Origin of the sequence: Methylobacterium sp. W2 (assembly GCF_020662345.1) — a bacterium.
Classification (GTDB): Bacteria; Pseudomonadota; Alphaproteobacteria; order Rhizobiales; family Beijerinckiaceae; genus Methylobacterium.
The window spans coordinates 1-19,056 of sequence record NZ_VMOA01000060.1 but is presented as its reverse complement, the minus strand read 5'-3'; the positions used below and the strand labels follow the sequence as shown (position 1 = coordinate 19,056).

The following is a 19,056-nucleotide window of genomic DNA, read 5'->3' as shown; positions in this document are numbered from 1 at the left end:
CTCGCGCTCAAGTTGGTGCATCGTATACTATAACGGCTCGAAACTAGGACCCGACATACGGGCGCAGGTAGAACCGAAACGCATGGCGCCGAGCTCCGACGACCCGGACCTGATCCTGCCGCCCGTCTTTTCCCTCGTGGTTACGGCCGGGCCGGGGAGCGCCTTCGACGAAGCCTGCGACGCGGCCGCATCCGGTGACGCCACCGGGCGCCTCGTCTGGCGACGAAGCGCTGAGCTGCTCGACTTCGCCGTGATCCTGGGGCCGGACGAGCCCCTCGCCACGGCGCGACGCGCGTTCTTCGCCGGCATGGTGGCGCTCGCCGAGGCCATCGGCGCGCATGGGCCGCCCGAGATCCCGGTCACCTTCGACGGGCCGGACGCGATCCGCTTCGACGGTGCGCGCCTCGGCGGCGGGCGTCTCGGATGGCCGTCCACCTGCGGCGAGGACGAGGTGCCGGACTGGCTCGTCTTCTCCGCCACGATCATCGCCTCGAAGGCGCGGGCCGGCGATCCCGGCCTGACGCCGGATTCGACATCCCTGGAGAATGAGGGCTTCGCCCTTGAGGGCGACCACGGGGCCATCGTCGAGAGTTTCGCCCGGCATCTGATGCAAGCGTTCGCCGTCTGGGACGAGAACGGGTTCGAGGCGATCGAACAACGCTACCTTCGGCGCCTCGCCGATGGCGGTCCATCGGCTCGGATCGCGCGGATCGACACGAATGGCGATTTCCTCGCCGATGGCGGTCGAAGACACCCTCTCATGGCGGTCCTGACGGGGGTCGCGTGGCGCGATTCGCTCACCGGTGAGCCGCTCCTGTGAGCGCATCGTCGACCATCCGCAGCGCCGTGCTCGCGGCCTTTCTGTTCCCGCCGGTCGGGCTTCGGGCCGAGGATGCCCCGAGGGGCCCGGCCATCGAGGCGAAGGGCATGCCCGGCCCCTATGGCGAGCGGCTCACCATCGACGACAAGGGCGTCACTCTGACATTTCCCAACGATTCCATGACGTTGCGCATCGGCGGCCGGCTTCACCTCGATTTCGGTGTGGCCGGCATCCGCCAATCGGGCTTCGGTGATCCCTTCAGCGACAATATTGCGGTGCGCCGTTCGTGGATCGAGACGACGTTGAGCCTCGGCAAGGATATTGGCCTCGGCTTCCAATACGATTTCGCCGATCCGGTGACGCCGATCAACGATGCGGTCCTGGTCTATCGCGGCGTTCCGGACATGATCTTCAGTATCGGCAACGAGAAAGAGCCTTTCGGTCTCGATCAACTCGCGTCGAACAACAACATCCTCTTCACCGAGCGGGCCTTGTCCGACGCTTTCGTGCCGGCTCGCAACGTTGGCTTCGCCGTCGGAAGACACGGCAAGGACTGGAGCGTCGTCACGGGAATCTTTGGCGGCAACGCCAATACCGGCATCGGCACCGAAGGCATCGCTTCGACCAGCCGCGTCACCTACGCGCCGATCAACGACGACCACCGGACCCTGCATGTCGGTCTCGCCGGGAGCTACCGCGACCTGCCCCGCGACGAGGGCCCGCTTTCGCTGTCCAGCCGGTCGGAGGCGTTCCTCTACGCGAGGAGCTTCGTCGATACCGGAGACATCCGCGATGCCGCCAGCATCGCCCGCCTCGGTGCGGAACTGGCCTACCGCTCCGGTCCGCTGCTGGTGAGCGCGGAATACACACGGACCGAGATCCGCCGCTTCGACGGCGCTAAGCCATTGAGTTTTCAGGGAGGATACGTCCAGGCGAGCTGGGTGCTGAACGGCGACAACCGGGCCTATCGCATGGCTCCCGACTTCAACGGGACGAGCTACGCGGTCTTCGGCGGTGTCAAGGTCGCCGAGGCCCAGCGCATCACCCGCGGTGGTTTCGGCGTGTTCGAGCTCGGCCTGCGGTTCTCGGCCATCGATCTCGACGATGGTGGCATACGCGGCGGCATCGAGCGGGACGGCACGGTCGGACTATCGTGGTATCCCGACACCAACATCCGGATCATGGCCGATTACGTCCGGTCGCACACGTCACCCTCCGCCCTTCAGAATGGCCGGACCATCGATGCCGATACGTTCATCGGCCGGTTCCAACTGTACTGGTGAACCCCTGCCGTTCTTATCCGCGAGCAATTGCGGCGGCCACGCACCAGATACCGGCCTTGAACGCCACGATCATCGCCGTCATCCGGAACGCGAGTTCGACGAGTGGCGACAGGATGGGTCCTCGGAATCTTCGATGAGCAGTCTCAAACTCCCACGGACCATCCGCCTCGACCCTTCGGATACCTTCGTGTTCGCGCAGGCCGCCGAGCCCGGCGAATGGGCGGTGGCCGGGTCGTTCCTGTTCTGGGATGCCAATGTCCCGCTGCTCGAGGGCAAGGAGCGGACGGCGTTCCGCTCTGGTTTCCTCGGCGTGACGTCCCTCGGATTCTCGACCCTGGTCGTGGTGAGCGAGGCGACCCCGACCGAGCGGGACGCGGCCGTGGAGGATCTGGCGCGCCATCTCTGCGAGCGCCTCGGCGCGCCGAGTCTCGACGTGGCCCGCGTCGCGGCGGCGGAGGAGATCGAGTTCGCCGGCTCCCTGTGCCAGCCCGCCATCGGCAGCGTGATCGCCCTGCACAGGACATTCGAGGACGGCGAGATCCGGGAGGCGTTCCGCACCCTGCACCAGCGTGGGCCCGGTCAAGCGGGAGCCGACAAGCTTCACGCCCATGCGCGGGCTTTCACCTTCGTCGAGACCGACGACGAGCCCGAGGAGCGGGCGGACCTCATCGGTATGGCGACGGCACCGGGATCGAAAGGCGAAGGACGATGACCGAGTTCTGGGTCTCCAGCGGCCACCATCTCGCCGGGCGCACGGAGGGGGGCGGCCTCGCCGTCACCGACGACCTGATCCTCGCCTATCTCGCCCGGCCCGAACTGGTGCCGCCCGAGGATTCCTGCATGGCCGAGCGGGCGCTTCACCGCAGCCTCGTGAGCGCACCGCGCCGGCCGGTCTCCCCCGGTGAGATCGCCGCGATGGTAGATGCCGATGCGCGCGAGAACTGGACGATGATGCTCGCCTTCCGCGACCGGCTGACGGCCGCGCGCTCCGTGGAGGCGGCCTATCTCGACCTCGTTCGAAGGGGCCTGAACGGCACGCCGCCGATCTTCCTCAATCAGTTGGCGCATCTGATCCTGCGCAATGCCCTCGACGGCTGCGACGACCCTTACACCCTTCGAGCCGGCGAACTTTTCTTCCGGCCGCAACGCGTCTCCTTCGTCGACGGCGCGGCGCTGCTGGCCGATGCCGAGGTGATCGAGGCGCGGGAAACCGGGGCCGCGCAATCACCCCTCGTCGCCATGCTCGGCAAAGAGGCCGCGAACGAACTCGACGTGCTCACGGACGAGACCGCCTGGACCTATTGGAGCCGCTCCGACGCGTTCACCATGGCGCTCAATCTCGGGAGCAACCCCAAGAGCCGCGACGGACTCGCCCGCGCCATCGAGGCCTGGATCCGCCACCTCCTGCATGTAGAGGCGAAAATTGAGCCGATCACCGCCATGGACGATCCGGATTGGCGCTGGTTCGTGGGGCTCGACGCACAGGCGACCCGGATCTGCAACGCTCTCTGGAACGGCGAGACCCTGGACGAGGCGAGCCGCATGCGCATCCTGGCCCTGTTCCGCCTGACTTTCGCCGATGACCGGCGGATCGACCCGCGCGCCGCCGGCCGGCCGGTCTATCTCCTGATGGCCATGGATCCCGACAAACGCCTTTTCCTCAAACCTCAGAACCTCGTGGCAGGATTGCCGATCATCGATGGTGCGGAGGCCGCATGACCGAACAGAACCCGACCCAAGCTGCTCCACCGCCCGACGACCGTTTCGAGGTTGGCATCATCGTCGCCAAGCGGGCCTTGAAGAGCCGCTGGGCGAGCCATGCCTGGCTGCCGGTATCGGCCCTTCCCGCCATCCCCGCCGCTTTGCCCTGGACCCTGCTCTCGGCGACGCCCGAGGAAGAAACCTTTTATGCCGGCGCCTACGAGGTCTCGCTCCATCCCGCCGAGACGTCGCATTACCGCGACAACCTGATCTCGGGCCGGCCCTCGCTCTGGGTCGCCCTGCGGCAGGTCGCGGAGGGCAGCTACGAGGTCGCGAACGTGACGGCCGATCCCTATGAGGGCGAATCCATGGCCGAGGGCATCGGCGAGGTGGTGGAAGCGGTGCCCATGCCGCTGGAGGTCCAGGCCAAAGTCCTAGCCTTCTTCGAGACTTTCCACGTCGAACAGGTCTTTCACAAGCGCAAGCGCGACAGGGCCGATCCGGAGGCCCTGGCCCGACAGGGCACCGGTACGCGCCGGCGGGGGGACGAGGGATGAGCGGCGGCGATTTCTTTTCCCGCTGGTCGAAGCGCAAGCGTGCCATCGTCCGCGAACAGCCGCCCGCTGCCGTGACGGAGGAGAGCGAGGCGACGCCTCTGCCGGAGGAGCTCGTCGAAGGCGAGACATTGCCGCCCGAGGAACTGGCCAAGCTGCCCTCCTTGGACAGCCTAACGGCACAGACCGACCTGACCCAGTTCCTGCGGGCCGGCGTGCCGATGGTGATGCGCAAGGCGGCCCTGCGCCGGATGTGGTCGCTGGACACAAACATCCGCGACTATGTCAGCGAAGCGCGGGAATACGCTTACGACTGGAACGCGGTGGGTGGCGTGCCGGGAAACGGGCCTCTTTTGCCCACGGACGACATCAAGGCCATGCTGCGGGACATTTTCGATGGAACGCCCATCGAAGAAGCGGAGCCCGAGCAGACGACCGCCGAGGCGACGTTGATCGGAGCGGATGAGCGTGTTGAAGAGGCCGCACCGGCGAAGACCGAAGCCGATATCGATGACGCCAGGATGGAAGAACCGCTCGTTGCATTGCAACAAGAGCGGCCAAGCTTGGCCGTTTCGCCGTCACTTACCGCTCCGATGGATGTGACTACGCCGAAACCGCGACGACATGGCCGTGCTGTCCCGCTTTGAGCAATTAAAAACTACGTTGCGCACGTCCCAATCCGGGCTATTGTGAGCGAAGTGAATTCACTTCGCCCACGATCGGGTCGCGGTTTGAGGATGGTATGCGTTCGGTGGAGTTGTTGCGCGAGGACGAGGCAAAGCCCGCTTCCGGCGCGCCCGGCATGACGCAGCCGGTCGCCGACGACATCGATTTTCTGCGCGCCCATCTCTACGATCTCCTCGCGGCCCTGACCGGTCGGGTACCCTCCGAGGATATTCTGTCGCTTCTCGCCGGATCGGGAGGTGACGGTAGCCCCCTGGGCAGGGCGAGTTCCTCCCTCGCTCGCGAAGCGGCCGGCGCGGACCTTGCGAAGGTCGGGCGCGAGTATTTCGACCTCTTCGTCGGCGTTGGGCGCGGCGAGGTCGTGCCGCACGCCTCCTACTACCTCACCGGCTTTCTCAATGAGCGCCCGCTGGCGCGTATCCGCCAGGATCTGGCCCGGCTCGGCATCGAAGCCACCGGCGGCATGAGCGAGCCGGAAGACCATGTGGCGATGCTGCTCGAGACCATGGCGGGTCTCGTCTCCGGCCGGTTCGAGACCGAACTTGGCGAAGACCGCGTCTTCTTCGAACGGCATCTAAAGCCCTGGGTCGGGCGTTTGTTCGACGATGTGGCGGCCAATACCCGTTCGTCATTCTATCGCGCTGCGGGCGACCTCGGCCGGACGTTCATCGACATTGAGACCCAGGCCTACGCGCTCGACGCGTGAGGCGGGGACCACTGAGACATCGGTCGCATTCAGGAGTGACGAGCATGCGGGACGATCGAAAGGACGAGATGGGACGGCGCCATTTCTTCCGCGCCCTCGGCGGCGGATCGGTGGCGGCGGCCGCCGCGATCACGGCCCAGCCGATGATCGCGACGCCGGCGCAAGCTTACGATCCCGGCATCGAAGAGACAAAGGCTCGCTACCGCGAGTCCGACCACGTCAAGGCGTTCTACCGCACCAACGGCTACGAGACCCTGAAGAAGAATTGAGGGCGCCATGCTGATCAAGCGCAAAACCGGCGGCCCGGGCCGCACCTTCCATCCGGCCATGGCCATCGGCGACACGCCGAAGGTCATCGACCGTCGCGCCTTCCTGCGTAATTCCGGCCTCGTCGCTGGAGGGCTCGCGGCCGCCGGGTCGATCCAGCTCGGCTCCGTGCGCAAGGCCCAGGCCGCGGGCTCCTCTGCGATCGGGCCCGCGGTGACGATCAAGAAGAACATCTGCACCCACTGCTCGGTGGGCTGTACGGTGACGGCTGAGGTCGTGAACGGCGTCTGGGTCGGCCAGGAGCCGTCCTTCAGCAGCCCGATCAACCGGGGTACGCATTGCGCCAAGGGCGCGGCGATCCGCGAACTCGTCTCCAGCGACCGCCGCCTGAAATACCCGATGAAGATGGTCGACGGGCAGTGGACCCGTATCTCATGGGATCAGGCGATTGACGAGATCGGCGACAAGATCACCGGCCTGCGCGACAAGTTCGGCCCGGATTCCGTCTATTGGCTCGGCTCGGCCAAGTTCACCAACGAGGCGGCCTACATCTTCCGCAAGTTCGGCGCCTTCTGGGGCACCAACTCGGTCGATCACCAGGCACGCATCTGCCATTCCACCACGGTGGCTGGCGTAGCCAATACCTGGGGCTATGGCGCGCAGACCAATTCCTACAACGATATCCGCAACGCCAAGACGATGATCATTCTCGGCGGCAACCCCGCCGAGGCCCATCCGGTCTCGCTTCAACACCTGCTCTCCGGCAAGGAGATCAACCGGGCGAACATGATCGTCATCGATCCGCGCTTCACGCGGACGGCGGCCCATGCGACGGAATATGTCCGCATCCGCTCCGGCACCGATATCCCGGTGGTCTGGGGCATCCTCTGGCACATCTTCGAGAATGGCTGGGAGGACAAGGAGTTCATCGCCCAGCGCGTCTACGCCATGGACGACGTCCGCAAGGAAGTTGCCAAATGGAACCCGGAGGAGGTCGAGCGCGTCTCGGGCGTGCCCGGTGAGCAATTGCGGCGCGTGGCCGAGACGTTCGCGAAGGAGAAGCCCGCGACCCTGATCTGGTGCATGGGCGCGACCCAGCACACGGTGGGCACCGCCAACGTCCGCGCGCTCTGCATCCTGTGTCTCGCCACCGGCAATGTCGGTAAGCCGGGCACGGGCGCCAACATCTTCCGCGGTCACACCAACGTGCAGGGGGCCACCGATATGGGCCTCGATGTGACGTCGCTGCCGCTCTATTACGGTCTCGTCGAGGGCGCCTGGAAGCATTGGGCCCGCGTCTGGGACGTGGAGTACGACTGGCTGCAATCGCGCTTCGACGAGGTGCCGGCCAAGGCCGGACGCAAGGCGCGCTCGCGCAAGGAGAGCATGGAATCGCCGGGCATCACCTCGACGCGGTGGTTCGACGGGGTGAACCTGCCCGAGGAGCAGGTCGACCAGCGCACCGGCATCAAGGCGATGATGGTGTTCGGCCATGGCGGCAACACCGTCACCCGACTTCCAGAAGCTGTGAAGGGCCTGACCAAGCTCGATCTGCTCGTGGTCGCCGACCCGCATCCCACCACTTTCGCCGCCCTCGATGCGCGGCGCGACAACACCTACCTGCTGCCGATCTGTACGTCGCTTGAGATGGATGGCAGCCGTACGGCGTCGAACCGCTCGATCCAGTGGGGCGAGCAGATCGTCAAGCCGGCCTTCGAATCGAAGAACGACTATGAGGTGGTCTACCGCCTCGCCGCCAAGCTCGGTCTCGCCGACCAGATGTTCAAGAACATCAAGGTCGTGGACGGTGTTCCGGAAGCCGAGGACATCCTGCGGGAGATCAATCGCGGCGGCTGGTCGACGGGCTATTGCGGACAGAGCCCGGAACGGCTGAAGGCGCATATGCGCAACCAGGCGAAGTTCGATCTGGTGACCTTGCGTGCGCCCAAGGACGACCCGGAAGTGGGCGGCGACTATTACGGCCTGCCCTGGCCGTGCTGGGGCAAGCCCGAGCTCAAGCATCCGGGAACCCACATCCTCTACAACACTAACCTCCACATCAAGGAGGGCGGCGGCACGTTCCGGGCGCGGTTTGGCACCGAGCGCAACGGCGTGACCCTGTTGGCGGAGGATTCCTTCGCCAAGGGTTCGGAGCTCACCGACGGCTATCCCGAATTCACCATGGCGGTGTTCAAGAAGCTCGGCTGGGACAAGGATCTCACCGCTGATGAGACGGCGAGCATCACCAAGACCGGCGGTGCCAATATTGATGCGGTGAGCTGGGCCACCGACCTATCGGGCGGCATTCAGCGTGTCTGCCTCGATCGAGGCGTGACGCCCTACGGAAACGGCAAGGCCCGGGCGAATGCCTGGAACCTGCCCGACCCCGTGCCGGTGCATCGCGAGCCGATCTACACCCCGCGTCCCGACCTCGTGGCGAAGTACCCGACGCGCCCCGACGAGCGTCAGCTGCGCATGCCCAACATCGGTTTCTCGGTGCAGAAGGCGGCGGTGGATCGCGGCATCGCCAAGGACTTCCCGATCATCCTCACCTCCGGCCGGCTCGTGGAATACGAGGGTGGCGGCGAGGAGACCCGGTCGAACCCGTGGCTCGCCGAGCTGCAGCAAGACATGTTTGTGGAGATCAACACCGGCGACGCCACCGATCGCGGCATCAAGGACGGTCAGTTCGTCTGGGTCTCCGGCCCTGAGAACAACGCCAAGGCCAAGGTCAAGGCGCTGGTGACGGACCGGGTCGGCAAAGGCGTCGCCTTCATGCCGTTCCACTTCTCCGGCTGGTACCAGGGCAACGACATGCGGAAGTTCTATCCGCACGGCACCGACCCCGTGGTGCTGGGCGAGAGCTCCAACAACACGACTACCTACGGCTTCGATCCTGTGACGGGCATGCAGGAGACGAAGTGTACTCTGTGTCAGATCCGGGCCGTTTGAGGAACAATCGCCATGGCTCGCATGAAATTCCTCTGCGACGCGGACCGCTGCATCGAGTGCAACGCCTGCGTCACCGCCTGCAAGAACGAGCATGAGGTACCGTGGGGCATCAACCGTCGGCGCGTCGTTACCCTCAATGACGGAAAGCCCGGCGAGCGTTCGGTGTCGATGGCCTGCATGCACTGCACCGACGCGCCCTGCGCGGCGGTGTGTCCGGTGAACTGTTTCTACACCACGGCCGACGCGGTGGTGCTGCATTCCAAGGACATCTGCATTGGCTGCGGATACTGCTTCTACGCCTGCCCGTTCGGCGCTCCGCAATATCCGAAGGTCGGCAATTTCGGTTCGCGCGGCAAGATGGACAAGTGCACCTACTGCGCGGGCGGCCCCGAACCCGACTTCTCGACCATCGAATATGAAAAATACGGCTCGAACCGTCTCGCCGAGGGCAAGCTGCCGCTCTGCGCCGAGATGTGTTCCACCAAGGCGTTGCTGGCCGGCGACGGCGAGATGATCGCCCAGATCTACAAGCAGCGCGTGATCAAGCGCGGCTACGGTTCCGGCGCCTGGGGCTGGAAGACCGCCTATCGCGAAACCGTCGCCATCTAGGCGACGGACTGGACTGCCGGGGTCGAGACTTCAGGAAGGAAACGCCGATGCGGCGGACACTGACGACTTTCAGGACGCTGGTCGCAGCGACCATCCTCACGGCGACTGTTGGCGCCTCGTCGACCTCCTTTGCGCAGCAGACGCGCGACGGACTGAACCCGACCGGGCAAAACCCGACGGCGGAATCCGTGAACGAGGAGTTCCTGTTCAAGCAGGACCCGAAGATCACCGGCCGCATCAGCATTCCCGACGGCAAGGCCGCGCACCTGATTCAGCCCGCGGGCCGCGATTATCGCGACTTCCGGGAACGTTGGCTGCCTTGGCTCAGTGCGCTGGCGGTCCTCGGCGCCGTCGCTCTTCTCGGCCTGTTCTACTTCTTCCGGGGTCGCATCCTGATGGAGCGCGGCCCCGATACCGGCCGCAAGATTTTGCGGTTCAACGGGTTCGAGCGCTTCGCGCATTGGATGACGTCGAGCTGCTTCATCATCCTGGCCCTGTCCGGCCTCAACTACATCTTCGGCAAGCGCCTGCTGATGCCGCTCATCGGCGCGGATGCGTTCGGCGTTGTGGCGCAATACGCGAAGTTCAGCCACATCTATCTGGCGTGGCCGTTCATGATTGGCGTCGCCCTGATGCTGGTGCTCTGGCTAAAGGATAATATCCCGAACAAGATCGACATTGCCTGGATCAGGGCCTTCGGTGGCTTCGTCGGCGATAAGCATCCCAGCGCCGGCCGCTTCAACGCGGGCCAGAAGATGGTGTTCTGGATGGTGATCGGTTTCGGCTCGGCCATGAGCGTCACCGGCCTGATGATGATCTTTCCCTTCGCCCTCACCGACATCACCGGAATGCAGCTGATGCAGGTGATCCACGCTCTCATCGGCATCGCCTTCATCGCCGGCATCCTCGCCCATATCTACATCGGCACCCTCGGCATGGAGGGCGCCTACGACGCCATGGGCAGCGGCAAGGTCGATCTCGGCTGGGCCAAGGTTCACCACGACCTCTGGGTCGAGGAGGAGCAGGCCAAGAACGCGAGCGGCCCCCAGCTCGGGCGCCATCAGGTGCCTGCCGAGTGACCTACCGGACACCCACAGACGTTCGGCGACCGGCGCCGGCGTGTCGAGGATCGGACAACGTCCATGAAAGCCTTCATTATCGCTCTCGTCGTCGCCGTCGCCCTCGGCACGCTGGCCGCCATGCTCCTCAACCAGCAGCAGCGCTTCGCCTACCAGGCCTTCTCGACCTCCGGCGCGCGGGTCTCCGATCCGGCAGGCCACAGCAATCTGGTCGGGCCGCATTGGAACGGGGTCACGCCCGATCCGGAGAAGCCTTCGAAATCCTGAACCGGGCGCACTCGCGGATCGCCCAAGGGATTGGTTCAGGCTTGCGAGAGCAGCCATGGATCGCCGGCCCGCCGCACCGGAATCGGCGGGGCAAACGACGACAAAAGCGCCTTTCTGAACCTTACGTCGCTGATCCGCTCAATGGATTGCTCTCGTCCCAGCCATAGCCAAGCGTCTCGAAGCGCATGGACCGGGCATCGACCATGAGCAGCCGTCCCACCAACGGCTCGCCGAAATCCGCCACCGCGCGGATCACTTCCATCGCCATCAGTGACCCCATCACCCCGGCCAGCGCGCCGAGCACGCCGGCTTCCGCACAGGCGGGCACGCTGCCGGGCAGTGGCGGGTTCGGGAACAGGCAGCGATAGGTTGGATTGGGGCGGCCATCCGGCCCAGCCTCATGGGCGCGAATCGTCGTCAAGGTGCCATCGAACTGCCCGAGAGCCGCCGTCACGAGCGGACGCTTGGCGTGGAAACAGGCATCGGACACGGCATAACGGGTCGCAAAATTGTCCGACCCATCGGCGACGACATCGTATCGGCCGATCAGGCCGACGGCATTGTCGCCGTCGATCCGCAGGAGATGCGGTTCCATCCGCACATGCGGGTTCAGGCGCGCTACGGCGTCGGTGGCGCTGTCGATCTTCGTGCGGCCGATATCGGGTGTCCCGTGGATCACCTGCCGCTGCAGGTTGGAGAGCGAGACCGTATCGTCATCGACGATGCCGATCGTTCCGATGCCGGCCGCTGCCAGATATTGGATCAGTGGAGCGCCGAGCCCGCCGGCGCCGATGACGAGCACCCGCGCCGCCTGCAAACGCGCCTGTCCCGGCCCTCCGACCTCGCGCAGGACGAGGTGGCGGGCGTAGCGTTCGACTTCGTCGCTGGAGAAGGCCATGTCTGTGAAGTAACCTCTGTGACGGAGTGCCGAAAGGCCGCCGCGAGGGTATTTGCTTCACGCTGCTCCGCCGCCTATTCGCGATGGCGGAATGTCCCATCTCGACGAGACGATGCCCGTGTCCTCTGCTGCTATCGCCGATCGCTCGCCGCTGGCCCTGGCCCAAGCCCTCATCCGCTGTCCGTCAGTGACGCCGGAGGAGGGCGGCGCCCTGCAATGGCTCGGCGGTGTCCTGCAGGAGGCGGGTTTCACCGTCGAGCGCCCGCGCTTCTCGGAACCCGGAACGCCCGATATCGATAATCTCTACGCGCGGATCGGGACGGGCAGTCCCTATCTCCTGTTCGCCGGCCATACCGATGTCGTCCCACCCGGCTCCGTCGAAGCGTGGCGTCACGGGCCCTTCGACGGTACGGTGTCGGATGGAATGCTCTACGGTCGCGGCGCCGTCGACATGAAGGGCGGCATCGCCTGCATGCTCTCGGCAGCACTGGCTTTCGTGGCCGAGCGGGGAGGGGCGTTCAATGGCTCCATTGGGTTCCTCATCACCGGCGACGAGGAGGGGCCTGCCCTCAATGGCACGGTGAAGCTCCTCGAATGGGCGAAAGCGCGTGGCGAGCGGTTCGATCACTGCCTTCTCGGTGAGCCCACCAATCCGCTGCGTCTCGGCGAGATGATCAAGATCGGACGGCGCGGGTCTCTCACCGGTAAGCTCCTCGTCCACGGACGCCAGGGCCATGTTGCCTATCCGCACAAAGCTGAGAACCCCATCCCCGGTCTGCTGCGCCTCGCCTCCGCCCTTCTCGACAAGCCGCTCGACGGAGGCACCGCGCATTTCGATGCATCAAATCTCGAGTTCACCACCATCGACGTCGGCAATCCCGCCACCAACGTCATTCCAGCCGATGCCCGGGCCACGTTCAACATTCGCTTCAACGAGGGCTGGACGGCGGAGACCCTGGGGGCCGAGATCCGACGGCGGCTGGAGGCGGCCGCCGGCAATGCGGTCCGCTTCACTCTGGACCTGCAGCCCTCGAATTCGCCGGCCTTCCTCACCACGCCGGACGCGTTCAGCGACCTCGTGGTCGAGGCGATCGAGGCAGAGACCGGGCTGCGCCCCGTCCTGTCCACCACAGGGGGCACGTCGGATGCCCGATTCATCAAGGATGCCTGCCCCGTCATCGAATTCGGACTTGTGGGCGAGACCATGCACCAGACCGACGAATGCGTGGCGATCGCCGATCTGGAACGGCTGACGGTGATCTACGGGCGGGTGCTGAAGGCCTATTTCTCCGGACGCTCGCCTTCGGAAAGGTAATCCACTCCGACGAAAGTGAGACCTTTCGCGGGCGCCATTGGACCGCAGCGGGCGCGGTCGCGGCTCGCCAGGATGTCGGCAACCTCGGCAATGCCGAAACGGCCGCAGCCCGCCATCATCAGCGTTCCGACCATGGCGCGGACCTGATGGTGGAGGAACGAGCGCGCCGAAGTTGAGATCACGATCTCCTCGAACAGACCTATCGTCACCTTGGCGACATCCAGTTGTTCGAGGGTGCGGATCGGGCTGTTCGCCTGACACTCGGCGGCGCGAAAGGCGGTGAAGTCGTGCCGGCCGAGGAGGCCTTGCGCGGCCCTGTGCATCACCTCGGCATCAAGCGCCCATGGCACGTGCCAGACTTGGTCGCGCGTCAGGGCGGGCGGGCTGCGCCGGTTGAAGATGCGATAGCGGTAATGCCGGCGGATGGCGGAATGGCGCGCATCGAAACCGGGGCCGACCCGCTCGGCACTGACGATGGCGACCGGAAGCGGACGGAGATGGGCGTTCACAGCGTCGCGCACCGTATCCGTGCGCCACGCCTTGGCGAGGTCCAGATGGGCGACCTGATGGATGGCATGGACGCCGGCATCGGTGCGCCCGGCGCAGGTCAGCCGCAGATCCTCGCCCGAGAAGCGTTTGACGGCATCCTCGATAGCGCCCTGGACGGTGATGTCCTCGGCCTGCCGCTGCCACCCGCAGAACGGAGCGCCGTCATACTCGATGACGAGCTTGTAGCGGGGCATCAGCGACGGCCCCCGGTCTTTGTATTCACGGAAAGCGCGTTCCCGGCGCAAGGTGTGCGCCGCGCACGAATTCGGCCCCCGTGACGATGCCGCCCTTGCCAGCCCGGCGCAACTCGTCAAGCCGCACGGCGCCCTCGCCGCAGGCGATGATTCCTGTCGAATCGAGCAGAGTGCCGGGCGTACCCTGACCCTCCGCCGGGATGGCGCGCAGAACCTTCACCCGTTCCGGCCTCTTGCCGAGATCGGCCTCGAAGAAGGCGCCGGGGAAGGGCGAGAGCCCGTTGATGTGGTTCGCTACCTCACGCGCAGGCTTGGACCAGTCGATCCGCGCCTCGTCGTTGGTGATCTTGTGCGCATAGACGAGCCCCTCCTCGGCCTGTGGCATGAGGGTGAGGGGCCCATCTTCCAGCTTGCGGATGGCTTGGCTCATGAGCGCCGCGCCGACCGGCATCAGCGTATCGTGAAGGTCTCCCGCGCTCATACCGGGGGCGATGGTAACCCGTTCCTCCATCGCCACCGGGCCGGTATCCAGGCCCGCCTCCATGCGCATGATGCCCACACCGCTCTCCGTATCCCCTGCCATGACCGCGCGCTGGATCGGCGCCGCCCCGCGCCAGCGGGGCAGAAGGGAGGCATGAAGGTTCAGGCAACCGTGGCGCGGCGCGTCGAGGATCGCCTGCGGCAGCAGCATCCCGTAGGCGACCACCACGGCGACGTCGCATCCGTGAGATCGAAAAACCGCAAGCGCGTCCGGCGTCTTCAGGGTCGTCGGCGTGAGGACCGGCAGGCCGAGCGCGTCCGCCAGGGCATGGACGGGGGACGGCCGCAATGCCATGCCGCGCCCGGAGCGTGCGGGCGCGCGGGTGTAGACCGCCGCAATCTCGTGGCCATCCTCAACCAGACGCGCGAGGGTCGCCACGGCGAAGTCGGGCGTCCCCATGAAGACAAGCTTCATCGCGCGCGCTCTCTGCTGAAGGGTAAAATCAGGCGTCCTCGCCGCGCTTGGCCGCCTTGACGAATTTCTTGATGACGCGGTCGCGCTTCAGCTTCGACAGGTGATCGATGAAGAGCACGCCGTCGAGGTGATCGATCTCGTGCTGTATGCAGGTGGCCAGAAGTCCGTCCGCCTCGATCTCGCAGGTTTCCCCGGTGAGGTCGCGGAAGCGCACGCGCACGCGATCCGGCCGCTCCACCTCGCCGTAATATTCCGGGATCGACAGGCAGCCCTCGTCGTAGATGCGCTTCTCCTCCGAGGCCCAGACTATCTCCGGGTCGATGAAGATTTGCGGCTGCCGCGCGTTCTCGTCCTTAGAAGTGTCGATCGTGACCACCCGCTTGGTCACGCCGACCTGAATGGCGGCGAGGCCGACGCCCGGGGCATCGTACATCGTCTCGAGCATATCGGCGGCGAGGGTACGGATCTCATCGTCGATGGCACCGACGGGGGTCGACACCTGGCGCAGGCGGGCGTCTGGCAGGATGACGAGGGGGCGGATGGTCATGGCTCGGCCGGATCTGTCGATGAGAAGAGCCCGACTCCCTGTCTCTCGGGTCCGTCGTGCCGGACCCGCAGATAAGGTTTGACGAATGGTCGGTCAAATCGATGAGAAAGCGATTCAGAAGGTCGTCCGGCTTCGGATGGCCGCCGAGAGCGTGCCTTCGTCGAGATAGTCGAGCTCACCCCCCACCGGCACACCATGTGCGAGGCGGGTCACCTTGAGTCCGTGATGGGCCAGGGATTCCGTGACGTAGTGGGCGGTGGTCTGGCCATCGACCGTGGCGTTCAGCGCCAGGATGATTTCGCGGACATCGCCGTTTCCGGCCCGGTCCACGAGGCTCGCGAGGTTGAGATGTTCCGGCCGGACGCCGTCGAGGGCGGAGAGCACGCCGCCGAGGACGTGATAACGCGCTGTGACCGCGCCCGACCGCTCCAGGGCCCAAAGGTCCGAGACATCCTCGACCACCACCAGGATCGAGGGATCGCGCGATGCGTCGCGACAGATGGTGCAGGGATCGCTGGTATCGACGTTGCCGCATTCCCGGCACACGACGATGCGCTCGGAAGCGACCTTCATCGCCTCCGCCAGCGGAGCGAGCAGCACTTCGCGCTTCTTGATGAGATGCAGCGCCGCGCGTCGGGCCGAGCGCGGCCCCAGCCCCGGCATGCGGGCGAGGAGCTGGATCAGACGCTCGATTTCGGGGCCGGCAACGGATTGGGCCATACATGTTCCGTCGGACGGCCTTGGCCGCGCTGGTTAAATGGGGTCGGATCTCTCTGTCTTGTAGTCGGGAATTGCCGCCGCCGCATGCGTTGCGACGCCGCTCCGGGCTTTGTCCGGACGCTCCCTTGTTTCCCTGACAGATCCGTTCGTTCGTCCTTGAAACCGATGCCGGCTCAATTGACCGGTTCCCTTCGCGGACTAAGCAGGTCCATTCGATAGAGCGGCGAACCTGTGCGCGGCGGGCCTGAACGACCGCGCGGACGCTCCATCGAACGGTCTGGAAAACGAATGGGAGATTCCGGCCAAGCCAAACATCAAAGCGATCAGGTGTTCGAGGAGTGACGGACGTGACACATTTCGGCGAGTTCAACGTCAGCCATGGACCCGAGAAAATCGGCCTGCGCCATCTCAAGGCGGTTCATTGGAACCTCGAAGCCCCACGCCTCTACGAGGAATCCCTGAGCCGTGGTGAATCGCAGCTCGCCCATGGCGGCGCCCTGGTGGCGACCACGGGCAGCCACACCGGTCGTTCGCCCAAGGACAAGTTCATCGTCCGCGACGCCAGCACCGAGAACGAAATCTGGTGGGAGAATAACGGCGCGATCACGCCGGAGCAGTTCGAGACGCTGTACCAGGATTTCCTCAGCCATGCCGAAGGGCGGGAACTCTTTGCACAGGACCTCTATGGCGGCGCCGATCCGGCACATCGCGTCCAGGCGCGGGTCTTCACCGAACTTGCCTGGCACTCGCTCTTCATCCGCAACCTGCTGATCCGGCCCGAGCCCTCCGCAATCGCCGATTACGTTCCCGATCTGACCATTATCGATCTTCCAAGCTTCCAGGCCGAGCCGCACCGCCATGGCTGCCGCTCGAAGACCGTCATCGCCATCGACTTCACCCGGAAGATCGTCCTCATCGGCGGCAGCGCCTATGCCGGCGAGATGAAAAAGTCCGTTTTTACGTACTTGAACTATGTGCTGCCCGGCTCGGGCGTGATGCCGATGCATTGCTCGGCGAACGCGGCACTCGATGCCGAAGGCGATTCGGCCCTGTTCTTCGGCCTGTCGGGCACCGGCAAGACCACGCTCTCCAATGATTCCTCGCGCCAACTGCTCGGCGATGACGAGCATGGCTGGAGCAAGGACGGCATCTTCAACTTCGAGGGCGGCTGCTACGCCAAGACCATCCGTCTCTCGCGCAATGCCGAGCCGGAGATCTACGCCACCACCGAACGCTTCGGCACGGTGATGGAGAACGTGGTGATCGATCCGCTGTCGCGTCGCCCCGATTTTGACGATGCGTCGCTCACCGAGAACACCCGCTGCGCCTACCCGCTCGACTTCATCGCCAATGCCAGCGCCACGGGACGGGCCGCGCACCCGAAGAACATCGTCATGCTGACCTGCGACGCGTTCGGGGTGATGCCGCCGATCGCCAAGCTCACGGGCGCGGAAGCGATGTACCATTTCCTCTCCGGCTACACCGCCAAGGTCGCCGGCACCGAGCGCGGCCTGACCGCACCGGAGGCAACGTTCTCGACCTGCTTCGGCGCGCCGTTCATGCCGCGTCATCCGAGCGTCTACGGCAACCTGCTGCGTGACCTCATCGCCCATCACGATGTCGATTGCTGGCTGGTGAACACCGGCTGGACCGGTGGCGGCGTCGGCACAGGACGGCGCATGCCGATCCGGGTCACGCGGCGACTGCTGGCGGCCGCATTGGATGGATCGCTGGCGAAGACGGAGTTCCGCCGCGATCCGTATTTCGGCTTCGCTGTCCCAGCATTCGTTCCGGGTGTCGAGCCGCATATCCTTCAGCCGGTCAAGACCTGGGGCAACAAGGTCGCCTTCGCCGATACGGCGACGCGGCTGGTGACGATGTTCAAGGACAACTTCAAGCGCTTCGAGGATCATGTGGACGCGGACGTACGCGCCGCCGAGCCCGTGCAGGTGATCGCCGCCTGAAGGCGCATCCATCGCCCGGTCCCGGCTCGAGTCGGGATCGGGGACTTTCGACGTCGGACGAAGCTTCAGAAAAGCTTCATGCCGGGTGGGATCGGCAGGCCTTTGGTCAACTCGGCCATGCGCTCGGCGGCCACGCTTTCGGCCTTGCCGCGCGCATCGTTGACCGCGGCCACGATCAGATCCTCCAAGATTTCCCGCTCATCCGGGATCATCAGGCTCGGATCGAGGGTCACGCCCTTGACGAGACCCTTGGCCGTCATCGTCACCGCGACGGCCCCACCGCCGGAGGCGCCCTTCACCTCCACGAGGTCGAGTTCGTTCTGGAGGCTCGCCATCTTCTCCTGCATGGCCTGAGCCTGCTTCATGATTCCCATGAGGTCGCGCATGGCGTGAGATTTCCAAAAGGGTTGCGGGGAACGTGATCTGGGGTGGCGCCTGCGGGAACGCTACGGTTCGTCGTCCGGTTCGTCGCCGACCGAGATCTCCGGACCGGCGAGGTCGACACTGTCGGCAATCTCGACAGGGGGAGCCTTGTCCCGCACATCGACGATCTGAGCGCCGGGAAAGCGCGCCAGGACCTCTCGCACCAGCGGGTGGGCGGCGGCATTCTCATGGCGTGATTCGAGGGCGGTGCGAGCCTTGTAGGCCAGCGTCGGTTCGCCTGGCTCCTTCGAGAGGGCAACGACCCAGCGCTGCCCCGTCCAGGCGTCCAGGGACCGAGCGAGATCGTTGGCGAGGCTCTGGCGACCGCCCTCGGCGAGACGAAATTCGATCCGCCCCTCCTCGAAACGAACGAGATGAACCTCCCGTTCGAGAGCCATCTTGAGGCCGATATCGCGCTTCTCGTCGGCCATCGCCACGACGTCCTCGAACCGTGCCAGACGAGGGCTGGCCGAGCCGGCGGGAACGTGCGGAGCCGGCGACGGCACGAGGGCCGCCCGCACGCCGCCGCTGGCAGCCAGGGTCAGGGCCGGACGCGGCAGCGGTTCCAC

The 19,056-nt window shown here is 65.5% G+C and carries 20 protein-coding genes and 1 pseudogene; 14 read left to right on the top strand and 7 right to left on the bottom strand.

The window, feature by feature from the left end; all coding sequences use genetic code 11:
• Positions 1-82: 82 nt before the first annotated feature.
• The 12 genes from FPV16_RS23650 (at position 83) to FPV16_RS23595 (ending at position 10,922) form a co-directional block, all read left to right on the top strand.
• Entirely contained in the window at positions 83-820 is a 738-nt protein-coding gene (locus tag FPV16_RS23650; RefSeq protein ID WP_227440980.1) for a biotin/lipoate--protein ligase family protein, read from the top strand.
• On the top strand, positions 817-2,103 hold the full coding sequence (locus FPV16_RS23645) for an OprO/OprP family phosphate-selective porin (RefSeq protein ID WP_227440979.1): 1,287 nt from the start codon (positions 817-819) through the stop codon (positions 2,101-2,103). The genes FPV16_RS23650 and FPV16_RS23645 overlap by 4 nt, the downstream gene beginning before the upstream one ends.
• Positions 2,104-2,236: 133 nt before the next feature.
• Positions 2,237-2,815, top strand: coding sequence for a DUF6505 family protein (locus FPV16_RS23640; protein WP_227440978.1), 579 nt, complete (start codon positions 2,237-2,239; stop codon positions 2,813-2,815).
• The gene (locus tag FPV16_RS23635) at positions 2,812-3,822 is read left to right on the top strand and encodes a DUF6352 family protein (protein ID WP_227440977.1); all 1,011 of its coding nucleotides are present in this window, start codon (positions 2,812-2,814) and stop codon (positions 3,820-3,822) included. Before FPV16_RS23640 ends, FPV16_RS23635 begins: the two co-directional genes overlap by 4 nt.
• Positions 3,819-4,361 (top strand): DUF3305 domain-containing protein, encoded by a 543-nt coding sequence (locus FPV16_RS23630; RefSeq protein WP_227440976.1) that lies wholly within the window; start codon positions 3,819-3,821, stop codon positions 4,359-4,361. Before FPV16_RS23635 ends, FPV16_RS23630 begins: the two co-directional genes overlap by 4 nt.
• Entirely contained in the window at positions 4,358-5,005 is a 648-nt protein-coding gene (locus FPV16_RS23625) for a DUF3306 domain-containing protein (RefSeq protein WP_227440975.1), read from the top strand. The genes FPV16_RS23630 and FPV16_RS23625 overlap by 4 nt, the downstream gene beginning before the upstream one ends.
• Positions 5,006-5,100: 95 nt before the next feature.
• Complete coding sequence (locus tag FPV16_RS23620; RefSeq protein ID WP_227440974.1) at positions 5,101-5,748, top strand: molecular chaperone; 648 nt, start codon at positions 5,101-5,103, stop codon at positions 5,746-5,748.
• Positions 5,749-5,792: 44 nt separating this feature from the next.
• The gene (locus FPV16_RS23615) at positions 5,793-6,017 is read left to right on the top strand and encodes a formate dehydrogenase (RefSeq protein ID WP_227440973.1); all 225 of its coding nucleotides are present in this window, start codon (positions 5,793-5,795) and stop codon (positions 6,015-6,017) included.
• Positions 6,018-6,024: 7 nt separating this feature from the next.
• Complete coding sequence (locus FPV16_RS23610) at positions 6,025-8,967, top strand: formate dehydrogenase subunit alpha (RefSeq protein ID WP_227440972.1); 2,943 nt, start codon at positions 6,025-6,027, stop codon at positions 8,965-8,967.
• 12 nt (positions 8,968-8,979) lie between these two features.
• A complete protein-coding gene (fdh3B, locus tag FPV16_RS23605; RefSeq protein ID WP_227440971.1) occupies positions 8,980-9,576 on the top strand; it encodes a formate dehydrogenase FDH3 subunit beta in 597 nt (198 codons plus the stop codon).
• Positions 9,577-9,623: 47 nt separating this feature from the next.
• Positions 9,624-10,655, top strand: coding sequence for a formate dehydrogenase subunit gamma (locus tag FPV16_RS23600; protein ID WP_227440970.1), 1,032 nt, complete (start codon positions 9,624-9,626; stop codon positions 10,653-10,655).
• 63 nt (positions 10,656-10,718) lie between these two features.
• Positions 10,719-10,922, top strand: coding sequence for a hypothetical protein (locus FPV16_RS23595; RefSeq protein ID WP_227440969.1), 204 nt, complete (start codon positions 10,719-10,721; stop codon positions 10,920-10,922).
• 121 nt (positions 10,923-11,043) lie between these two features.
• Here FPV16_RS23595 and FPV16_RS23590 read toward each other — a convergent pair whose 3' ends face one another.
• A complete protein-coding gene (locus FPV16_RS23590) occupies positions 11,044-11,820 on the bottom strand; it encodes a HesA/MoeB/ThiF family protein (RefSeq protein ID WP_227440968.1) in 777 nt (258 codons plus the stop codon).
• 91 nt (positions 11,821-11,911) lie between these two features.
• Between FPV16_RS23590 and dapE the strand changes: the two genes are divergently transcribed.
• Positions 11,912-13,135 carry a succinyl-diaminopimelate desuccinylase gene (dapE, locus tag FPV16_RS23585; protein WP_227440967.1) on the top strand — a complete coding sequence of 408 codons (1,224 nt, stop codon included), beginning with the start codon at positions 11,912-11,914 and terminating at the stop codon, positions 13,133-13,135.
• On the opposite strand, the gene truA is transcribed toward dapE, so the two are convergent.
• From truA to recR, 4 genes are all read right to left on the bottom strand, one after another.
• The gene (gene truA, locus FPV16_RS23580; protein ID WP_227440966.1) at positions 13,102-13,878 is read right to left on the bottom strand and encodes a tRNA pseudouridine(38-40) synthase TruA; all 777 of its coding nucleotides are present in this window, start codon (positions 13,876-13,878) and stop codon (positions 13,102-13,104) included. The two genes, dapE and truA, sit on opposite strands and share 34 nt — an antisense overlap.
• A gap of 25 nt (positions 13,879-13,903) precedes the next feature.
• Positions 13,904-14,833, bottom strand: coding sequence for a methionyl-tRNA formyltransferase (fmt, locus tag FPV16_RS23575; protein WP_227440965.1), 930 nt, complete (start codon positions 14,831-14,833; stop codon positions 13,904-13,906).
• Positions 14,834-14,861: 28 nt separating this feature from the next.
• Positions 14,862-15,380 (bottom strand): peptide deformylase, encoded by a 519-nt coding sequence (locus tag FPV16_RS23570; RefSeq protein ID WP_227440964.1) that lies wholly within the window; start codon positions 15,378-15,380, stop codon positions 14,862-14,864.
• A gap of 114 nt (positions 15,381-15,494) precedes the next feature.
• A complete protein-coding gene (gene recR / locus FPV16_RS23565) occupies positions 15,495-16,100 on the bottom strand; it encodes a recombination mediator RecR (protein ID WP_227440963.1) in 606 nt (201 codons plus the stop codon).
• A gap of 347 nt (positions 16,101-16,447) precedes the next feature.
• Here recR and FPV16_RS23560 point away from each other — a divergent pair, with 347 nt between their 5' ends.
• Entirely contained in the window at positions 16,448-18,064 is a 1,617-nt protein-coding gene (locus FPV16_RS23560; protein ID WP_227440962.1) for a phosphoenolpyruvate carboxykinase, read from the top strand.
• 65 nt (positions 18,065-18,129) lie between these two features.
• Here the strand turns inward: FPV16_RS23560 and FPV16_RS23555 are convergent, their stop codons facing one another.
• Both FPV16_RS23555 and FPV16_RS23550 read right to left on the bottom strand, forming a co-directional pair.
• Entirely contained in the window at positions 18,130-18,450 is a 321-nt protein-coding gene (locus FPV16_RS23555) for a YbaB/EbfC family nucleoid-associated protein (RefSeq protein ID WP_227440961.1), read from the bottom strand.
• 60 nt (positions 18,451-18,510) lie between these two features.
• Positions 18,511-19,056 (bottom strand): annotated as a pseudogene (locus tag FPV16_RS23550) (DNA polymerase III subunit gamma/tau); the annotation flags it as partial.

Excerpts from the sequence above, each read along its gene's own strand:
- FPV16_RS23650 (WP_227440980.1), top strand. The coding sequence starts at position 83 with ATGGCGCCGAGCTCCGACGACCCGGACCTGATCCTGCCGCCCGTCTTT.
- FPV16_RS23640 (WP_227440978.1), top strand. The coding sequence starts at position 2,237 with ATGAGCAGTCTCAAACTCCCACGGACCATCCGCCTCGACCCTTCGGAT.
- FPV16_RS23635 (WP_227440977.1), top strand. The coding sequence starts at position 2,812 with ATGACCGAGTTCTGGGTCTCCAGCGGCCACCATCTCGCCGGGCGCACG.
- FPV16_RS23630 (WP_227440976.1), top strand. The coding sequence starts at position 3,819 with ATGACCGAACAGAACCCGACCCAAGCTGCTCCACCGCCCGACGACCGT.
- FPV16_RS23625 (WP_227440975.1), top strand. The coding sequence starts at position 4,358 with ATGAGCGGCGGCGATTTCTTTTCCCGCTGGTCGAAGCGCAAGCGTGCC.
- FPV16_RS23620 (WP_227440974.1), top strand. The coding sequence starts at position 5,101 with ATGCGTTCGGTGGAGTTGTTGCGCGAGGACGAGGCAAAGCCCGCTTCC.
- FPV16_RS23615 (WP_227440973.1), top strand. The coding sequence starts at position 5,793 with ATGCGGGACGATCGAAAGGACGAGATGGGACGGCGCCATTTCTTCCGC.
- FPV16_RS23610 (WP_227440972.1), top strand. The coding sequence starts at position 6,025 with ATGCTGATCAAGCGCAAAACCGGCGGCCCGGGCCGCACCTTCCATCCG.
- fdh3B (WP_227440971.1), top strand. The coding sequence starts at position 8,980 with ATGGCTCGCATGAAATTCCTCTGCGACGCGGACCGCTGCATCGAGTGC.
- FPV16_RS23600 (WP_227440970.1), top strand. The coding sequence starts at position 9,624 with ATGCGGCGGACACTGACGACTTTCAGGACGCTGGTCGCAGCGACCATC.
- FPV16_RS23595 (WP_227440969.1), top strand. The coding sequence starts at position 10,719 with ATGAAAGCCTTCATTATCGCTCTCGTCGTCGCCGTCGCCCTCGGCACG.
- FPV16_RS23590 (WP_227440968.1), bottom strand. The coding sequence starts at position 11,820 with ATGGCCTTCTCCAGCGACGAAGTCGAACGCTACGCCCGCCACCTCGTC.
- dapE (WP_227440967.1), top strand. The coding sequence starts at position 11,912 with ATGTCCCATCTCGACGAGACGATGCCCGTGTCCTCTGCTGCTATCGCC.
- truA (WP_227440966.1), bottom strand. The coding sequence starts at position 13,878 with ATGCCCCGCTACAAGCTCGTCATCGAGTATGACGGCGCTCCGTTCTGC.
- fmt (WP_227440965.1), bottom strand. The coding sequence starts at position 14,833 with ATGAAGCTTGTCTTCATGGGGACGCCCGACTTCGCCGTGGCGACCCTC.
- FPV16_RS23570 (WP_227440964.1), bottom strand. The coding sequence starts at position 15,380 with ATGACCATCCGCCCCCTCGTCATCCTGCCAGACGCCCGCCTGCGCCAG.
- recR (WP_227440963.1), bottom strand. The coding sequence starts at position 16,100 with ATGGCCCAATCCGTTGCCGGCCCCGAAATCGAGCGTCTGATCCAGCTC.
- FPV16_RS23555 (WP_227440961.1), bottom strand. The coding sequence starts at position 18,450 with ATGCGCGACCTCATGGGAATCATGAAGCAGGCTCAGGCCATGCAGGAG.